Below are 6,459 nucleotides of genomic sequence, written 5' to 3' on the forward strand. Positions count from 1 at the left end.
GAACCCGGCGTCGTTTTCGGCGCCGGCCACATAGATCGTGCCCGTCATCCGGTCGGCCGACAGGTGCGGGCTGTCGGCGTCATCGGTCACCAGGCCGCCGCCGTGGAACGAGGCCGCGGCACCCACCCGATCCGGCACCCGTCCGGCAACCACCACCGAAGTGCGGCCGCCCATGCAGTAACCGCACACCCCGAACTTGTGCCCCCGCACCTCCGGCCGGGCGTCCAGATAGTCGAAGAACGCCTGCGCGTCGGTGGCCATCCGCTCGGGGGTCACCGTGCCGATCATCGAGAACAGCCGGCTGCGCTCGCCGGCATCGGCGAACACCGTCGCCATGTCGAACGGCGCCCAGCCGGCGTTTCGGTAGTACACGTCGGGCAGCAGCACCGCGTAGCCCATGCCGGCCAGCTCGGCGGCCATGTCGTCGAAGGTCGCGCGGACCCCGCCGGCGTCGGGATACATCACGACACCCGGCCAGGGGCCGGACCCCTCCGGAGTGAACAGGCGCACAGGGCAGTCGCCGTCGGGCGTGGCAACGGTGTCGGTGATCATAGGCATGGCCTCTGTTGTACTCCGCCATGTGCGCGGGCCCTACAGCGGCGCGTGGCTTCGCCCCGCTTGCCCTCGCCGCTAAGCTAAGCGCGTGCCGATCGCCACACCGTACGAGGATCTGCTGCGGTTGGTGCTTGAGAGCGGAACTCCCAAGGCGGACCGCACCGGCACCGGAACCCGCAGCCTGTTCGGTCACCAGGTGCGCTACGACCTGGCCGCCGGATTCCCGCTGATCACCACCAAGAAGGTGCACGTCAAGTCGGTGATCTACGAGCTGCTGTGGTTCCTGCGCGGCGATTCCAACATCGAGTGGCTCAACGAGCACGGTGTCACCATCTGGGACGAGTGGGCCAGCCCCACCGGCGATCTGGGCCCGGTCTACGGAGTGCAATGGCGATCGTGGCCCACCCCGTCGGGAGAGCAGATCGACCAGATCGCGGCGGCGGTGGAGTTGCTGCGCACCGACCCCGATTCCCGCCGGATCATCATCTCGGCCTGGAACGTCGGTGAACTGAGCAAGATGGCGCTGGCTCCCTGCCACGCGCTGTTCCAGTTCTACGTCGCCGACCAGAAACTGTCCTGCCAGCTCTACCAGCGCAGCGCCGATCTGTTCCTCGGGGTGCCGTTCAACATCGCCAGCTACGCATTGCTCACCCACATGATGGCCGCGCAGGCCGGGCTGGGCGTCGGCGAGTTCGTCTGGACCGGCGGAGACTGCCACATCTACGACAACCATGTGGACCAGGTGCGCGAGCAGCTGTCTCGGGAGCCGCGCCCGTATCCGAAACTGGTTCTGGCGAAACGTGATTCCATCTTCGACTACACCTACGACGACATCGAGATCAGTGGCTACGACCCCCACCCGGCGATCAAAGCGCCCGTGGCCGTATGACGCTTGCTCTGATCTGGGCGCAGTCCGTCTCCGGCGTCATCGGCCGGGACGGCGGAATACCGTGGCGACTGCCCGAGGACCAGGCGCGTTTCAAGGCGCTCACCCTGGGACACCGCGTGGTGATGGGCCGGCTGACCTGGGAGTCGCTGCCGGCCTCGGTGCGGCCGCTGCCCGGGCGCCCCAACGTGGTGGTGACCCGCCAGCCGCACTACCGCGCTGACGGCGCCGAAGTGGTCGCCTCCCTGGACGCGGCGCTGACCGATGCCGAGACCTGGGTGATCGGCGGCGCGCAGATCTATCAGCTGGCACTGCCGAAAGCCGACCGGTGCGAAGTCACCGAGATCGACCTCGACCTGCCGCCACGCGACGGGGACGCCGCCGCTCCGGAACTCGACCACCAGTGGTCGGTGGTCAAGGGCGAGTGGCTCACCAGCGCAACAGGTCTGCGGTACCGGTTCTGCAGCTACCTGCGGTGACGCCCACGCTGAGCCCAGCTCAGGCACGGCGAATCGCCGTGGCCGCACAGGGGTTCGCGCAACCCAGGCCGCGGGCGGCGGTGGGCAGGGCGCACCTACAGCGGTTGATCTCGCGCATACAGGTTCTGCAGCTGGACTCGGTGTCGGTCGCCGTGCGCGCCCACTACGCGCCGGTCTTCAGCCGGCTGGGCCCCTACGACCGTTCGGTGCTCGACCGGGCGGCGTGGAGCCACAGCGCCCGCGCGCCGCGGCTGCTGGTCGAGTACTGGGCGCATGAGGCGGCGCTGATGGCCGTTGAGGACTGGCCGTTGCTGCGCTGGCGGATGCGGCAGTGGCCGCACGGCCGGTGGGGCTCGGCGATCGTGCGACGCAATCCGCAACTGGTCGCCGACGTGGCCGCCGCGATCGAGGAGCTCGGACCGGCGACCGCCGGCCAGATCGAAGCGCATCTTGCCGCCGCATCCGGGCGGGCCGGCAAAGGCCCGTGGTGGAACCGCAGCGACACCAAATGGGTGGCCGAGGCGTTGTTCGCCTCCGGCGTGCTGACCACCGCCACCCGGGTCGGATTTGCCCGGCACTACGACCTGGTCCAGAACGTGCTGCCGCCGCAGGTGCTGGCGGTCGAGGTCGATGACGACGAGGCGGTGCGCGAGCTGGTACGGCGGGCGGCCGGCGCGCTGGGGGTGGCCACGGAGGCCGACCTGAGGGACTACTTTCGGCTGTCGGCCGCCCAGACCAAGCCGGCGATCGCCCGGCTGGTGGCCGACGGCGAGCTGGAACCGGTCGCCGTACAGGGCTGGGACAGCGTGGCCTACCTACGTGCCGGGCAGTCGATACCGCGGGCCAACCGCGGTACCGCGCTGTTGTGCCCGTTCGATCCGCTGATCTTCTACCGGCCCCGGGTACAGCGGCTGTTCGGCTTCCACTACCGGATCGAGATCTATACCCCGGCTGCCCAGCGCCAGTATGGCTACTACGTGTGGCCGTTCCTGCTGGACGGCGAACTGGTTGCCCGGGTGGACCTTAAGGCTGACCGGCACCGCGACGCGCTGCACGTCGTCGGGGCGTTCGCCGAGCCGGGCCGGCGGCTGGACCGGATCGCAGTCGGCCTGGCCGGCGAGCTGGCGTCGATGGCGTCGTGGCTGGGACTGGGCAGGATCACGATCGGGGATCGCGGCGATCTGGTCGATCGCCTACGGCAGGTCGGCAGCCCCGATCAGGCAATACGGTAGTCGGTCAGCGGAAATTCGCTGGCTTCCCGGATCGCGGTTTCAGTCGAGGTCGGCCGCAGCAACGCGGGATCACCGTTGGGGCTGAAGTAGTACGAGTGCGCGCTGGCACAGTTACCCGCGGTGAACACCGAATCTCCGAGCAGTTCGGTCATCCGCTTCAGGAAAGCGGCGTTGGCTTCCTCGGTGACCTCGAACGTCGTCGCCCCGCGGCGTTTGACCTCGGTGAAGAGCCGATCCATGAGTCGCATCTGATACTCCATGGTGTTGAAGAAGTTCAACCCCAGGAACGCGTACGGCCCGGCGAGGCTCAGGTAATTCGGGAAGTACGGCATCGACACGCCCTGATAGGACTGGAATCGGGTTTCGCGCCACCACTTTCCGAGGTTGCGGCCTTCTCGGCCGATCACCTCGATAGCGGGGAAATTGGCCTCCCACAGGTCGAACCCGGTGGCCAGCACCAGCGTGTCGATTTCGACCTTGGCGCCGTCGTTGCCGACGATCCCGTCGGCCTCGATGTGGTCGATCCCGGCGTCCTGCAGGTGCACGTTCGGTCGGGTGAATGCCTGATAGTAGCCGTTGGAGAAGGTCGGGCGCTTGCAGCCGAAATCGTAGTCCGGGGTGAGGCGCCGGCGCAGATCCTTATCGCGGATGACCAGGAACCGGTTGATTTTGGCCAGATCCGAGGCCGCGATGTTGAACCGGCCGCGGAACAGGCGATAGCGCCGGACTCCCAGGGTGACCATCCACTCGTACGTCGAGTCGGTGAGCCAGCGAAGGAAGCGCTGCGTGAAAGGCAGGCGGGCGAACATCCGTTTGGCCCACGGTCCGAACCGTAGATCGACCTTGGGAACCACCCAGATCGGGGTGCGCTGGTACACGGTGAGGTCGGCGGCGGTCCGGGCCAGCTCGGGGATCAGCTGAACCGCAGTCGCGCCGGTACCGATCACGGCGATGCGCTCACCTGTCGGGTCATAGCTGTCATCCCACTTGGTGGTGTGGATGACCCGGCCGCGGAAGGACTCGATGCCCGCAATGTCGGGGATGTGGGGCTGGGACAGGAAACCGGTGGCGGTGAACAAGTAGCGGGCGCTGATGGTTTGGCCGCCGGAGAGGCTTACCCGCCAAAGCGAGGCCTCCTCGTCCCAGCGGGCCCCCTCAACCACGGTGTTGAACCGGATATGGCGAACCACATCATATTTGGCTGCGACGTCGTCAGCGTACTGCTTGATCTCCTCGCCCGTGCTGAACATCCGTGACCAATTCGGATTCGGTTCGAAAAAGTACGAATAGGTGGTCGTGGGCACGTCGACGGCAAGCCCTGGGTAGTGGTTGACATACCAGGTACCGCCCAGATCGTCTTCGCGCTCAAGAATCACGAAGTCTTCGATGCCCAGGCGCTTGAGCTGGATGGCCGCGCCGATTCCAGCAAATCCTGCGCCGACGATGACGGCCTCGTGCTGCTCGGTCTCCATGCCCAGATGGTAATCCCCGGTGTTCGTGGCGGGCGAACACGACGGGCCGGGGCGCTTCGGTGCTAAGTTATCACCGATTCTATGTTCAGGTCGTGGCGCCGTGACCGGGCGCGGCGATCTCTGAGTCGGCAAATCGGGGTGGGTCGGGTGCGGGGTTGTGTTTTGTGGGGGCTTGTCGTCGTCGGTGCGGTGCTGGCCGCCGGCTGCGGGCAGCATGGCTTGCGAGTTCTGCCGCCGGCCACCAGCGCGGTGACCACCACCCCGGCCGTGCCGGTCCGCGAGACCGGGCTGCGCGCCCTGCTGCTGCCGCCCGAACAGGTCAACCCGATCATGGAGGCGACCGACATGGTTGTCACCCGCATCCACAACGCGTTGTCGGACGACAGCGCCAGCATGCAGCCCCGCGAATGCCTGCCCATCGACGGCGCCGGCCAGGCGCTGGTCTACGCCGACAGCGGCTACACCGGGGTGCGGGAGCAGGCCATGAGCGAGGGCGACGATTTCGAGCACTACGTCGAGCAGGCCGTGGTCGCGTTCCCGTCGGCGAATCAGGCCGCGGCGTTCTTCGCCGCTTCCGCCGAGCAGTGGCTGGCCTGCGAGGAGTACAGCCATGTGCAGAGCGGCAGCACCTGGATCGCCGCGCCCATCGTGAACGCCGATGGCATGCTGAGCACCGTCGCGACCCAGAGCAACGCCGGCAACGACGCCAGCTGGGCCTGTGGGCGGGCCTTGACCGTGGCCAACAACGTCGTGATCGACATCAATACCTGCAGTGCGGACCCCAAGGACTCCGCGGTCGTCATCGCCCGGCAGATCGCCGAGAAGGTCCGCAAGGCTGACGGCCTCCCACCAGGGGGGGCGGGCACACCTTAAGGTGAGTGCCGTGGCCGAGACGGCGCCGCTGCGCGTGCAACTGATTGCCAAGACCGAGTTCACTCCGCCGCCGGACGTGCCCTGGAGCACCGATGCCGACGGCGGGCAGGCCCTGGTGGAGTTCGCCGGCCGCGCCTGTTACCAGACCTGGTCCAAGCCCAACCCGCGCACCGCCACCAACGCCGCCTACCTCAAGCACATCATCGACGTCGGCCATTTCTCGGTGCTCGAGCACGCCGTGGTCACGTTCTACATCAGCGGAGTGTCCCGGTCGGCCACCCACGAGCTGATCCGGCACCGGCACTTCTCGTTCTCTCAACTGTCGCAGCGCTACGTCCCCGAACCGGATTCTCGCGTCGTGCTACCCCCCGGCATTCAGGACGATCCGGAGTTGCAGCAGATCCTGATCGAGGCCGCCGACGCCAGCCACGCCGCCTACGCCACGCTGCTGGCCCGGCTCGAAGCCAAGTTCGCCGATCAGCCCAACGCGACTCTGCGGCGCAAGCAGGCCCGCCAGGCCGCCCGCGCCGTGTTGCCCAACGCCACCGAGACCCGCATCGTGGTGACCGGCAATTACCGGGCCTGGCGGCATTTCATCGCGATGCGGGCCAGCGAGCACGCCGACGTCGAGATCCGGCGGCTGGCCGTCGAGTGCCTGCGCCAGTTGTCGGGTGCGGCGCCGGCGGCGTTCGGGGACTTCCAGATCAGCACGCTGGCCGACGGCACCGAAGTCGCGACCAGTCCGCTCGCCACCGAGGTCTGAGTACGTCCGGGCGCCAGGTAATCTTGGGGCCGTGAGCAGCAGCGGATTCGACGCCAAGGCGCAGTTCGGCACCGTGCTGACCGCCATGGTGACCCCCTTCGGCGCGGACGGCTCGGTGGACACCGACACGGCGGTCCGTCTGGCCAATCGCCTCATCGACGCCGGTTGCGACGGTCTGGTGACTGTCTCTTATACACAT

8 protein-coding genes are annotated in these 6,459 nt (G+C 67.6%); 6 read left to right on the forward strand and 2 right to left on the reverse strand.

The annotated features are described in order from the left end of the window. Nucleotides 1-558, reverse strand: a 558-nt coding sequence (locus tag LI92_RS19135) for a dienelactone hydrolase family protein (protein WP_046321773.1), incomplete at its 3' end; no start/stop codon positions are given. Between the two features lie 85 nt (nucleotides 559-643). Between LI92_RS19135 and LI92_RS19140 the strand changes: the two genes are divergently transcribed. Genes LI92_RS19140 through LI92_RS19150 form a run of 3 tightly spaced genes read left to right on the forward strand, consistent with a single transcriptional unit; the run spans nucleotide 644 to nucleotide 3,152 of the window. Further along, a complete protein-coding gene (locus tag LI92_RS19140; RefSeq protein WP_046321766.1) occupies nucleotides 644-1,444 on the forward strand; it encodes a thymidylate synthase in 801 nt (266 codons plus the stop codon). Beyond that, nucleotides 1,441-1,920, forward strand: coding sequence for a dihydrofolate reductase (locus LI92_RS19145; protein WP_046321768.1), 480 nt, complete (start codon nucleotides 1,441-1,443; stop codon nucleotides 1,918-1,920). The genes LI92_RS19140 and LI92_RS19145 overlap by 4 nt, the downstream gene beginning before the upstream one ends. Before the next feature lie 38 nt (nucleotides 1,921-1,958). Next, nucleotides 1,959-3,152 (forward strand): winged helix-turn-helix domain-containing protein, encoded by a 1,194-nt coding sequence (locus LI92_RS19150; RefSeq protein ID WP_286135197.1) that lies wholly within the window; start codon nucleotides 1,959-1,961, stop codon nucleotides 3,150-3,152. Here the strand turns inward: LI92_RS19150 and LI92_RS19155 are convergent. Beyond that, the gene (locus LI92_RS19155; RefSeq protein ID WP_046321770.1) at nucleotides 3,137-4,624 is read right to left on the reverse strand and encodes a flavin-containing monooxygenase; all 1,488 of its coding nucleotides are present in this window, start codon (nucleotides 4,622-4,624) and stop codon (nucleotides 3,137-3,139) included. The two genes, LI92_RS19150 and LI92_RS19155, sit on opposite strands and share 16 nt — an antisense overlap. Before the next feature lie 147 nt (nucleotides 4,625-4,771). Here LI92_RS19155 and LI92_RS19160 point away from each other — a divergent pair, with 147 nt between their 5' ends. From LI92_RS19160 to LI92_RS19170, 3 genes are all read left to right on the forward strand, one after another. After that, nucleotides 4,772-5,497 carry a sensor domain-containing protein gene (locus tag LI92_RS19160; RefSeq protein ID WP_046321771.1) on the forward strand — a complete coding sequence of 242 codons (726 nt, stop codon included), beginning with the start codon at nucleotides 4,772-4,774 and terminating at the stop codon, nucleotides 5,495-5,497. A gap of 10 nt (nucleotides 5,498-5,507) precedes the next feature. Further along, complete coding sequence (gene thyX / locus LI92_RS19165; protein WP_046321774.1) at nucleotides 5,508-6,260, forward strand: FAD-dependent thymidylate synthase; 753 nt, start codon at nucleotides 5,508-5,510, stop codon at nucleotides 6,258-6,260. Between the two features lie 31 nt (nucleotides 6,261-6,291). Further along, on the forward strand, nucleotides 6,292-6,459 hold a 168-nt coding region (locus tag LI92_RS19170), incomplete at its 3' end, for a dihydrodipicolinate synthase family protein (protein WP_046321772.1).

Origin of the sequence: Mycobacterium sp. UM_Kg1 (assembly GCF_000972925.1) — a bacterium.
In the GTDB taxonomy this organism is placed as follows: Bacteria; Actinomycetota; Actinomycetes; order Mycobacteriales; family Mycobacteriaceae; genus Mycobacterium; species Mycobacterium hiberniae.

Coding starts and splice junctions, on each gene's coding strand:
- LI92_RS19155 (WP_046321770.1), bottom strand. CDS start 4,624: ATGGAGACCGAGCAGCACGAGGCCGTCATCGTCGGCGCAGGATTTGCT.
- LI92_RS19145 (WP_046321768.1), top strand. CDS start 1,441: ATGACGCTTGCTCTGATCTGGGCGCAGTCCGTCTCCGGCGTCATCGGC.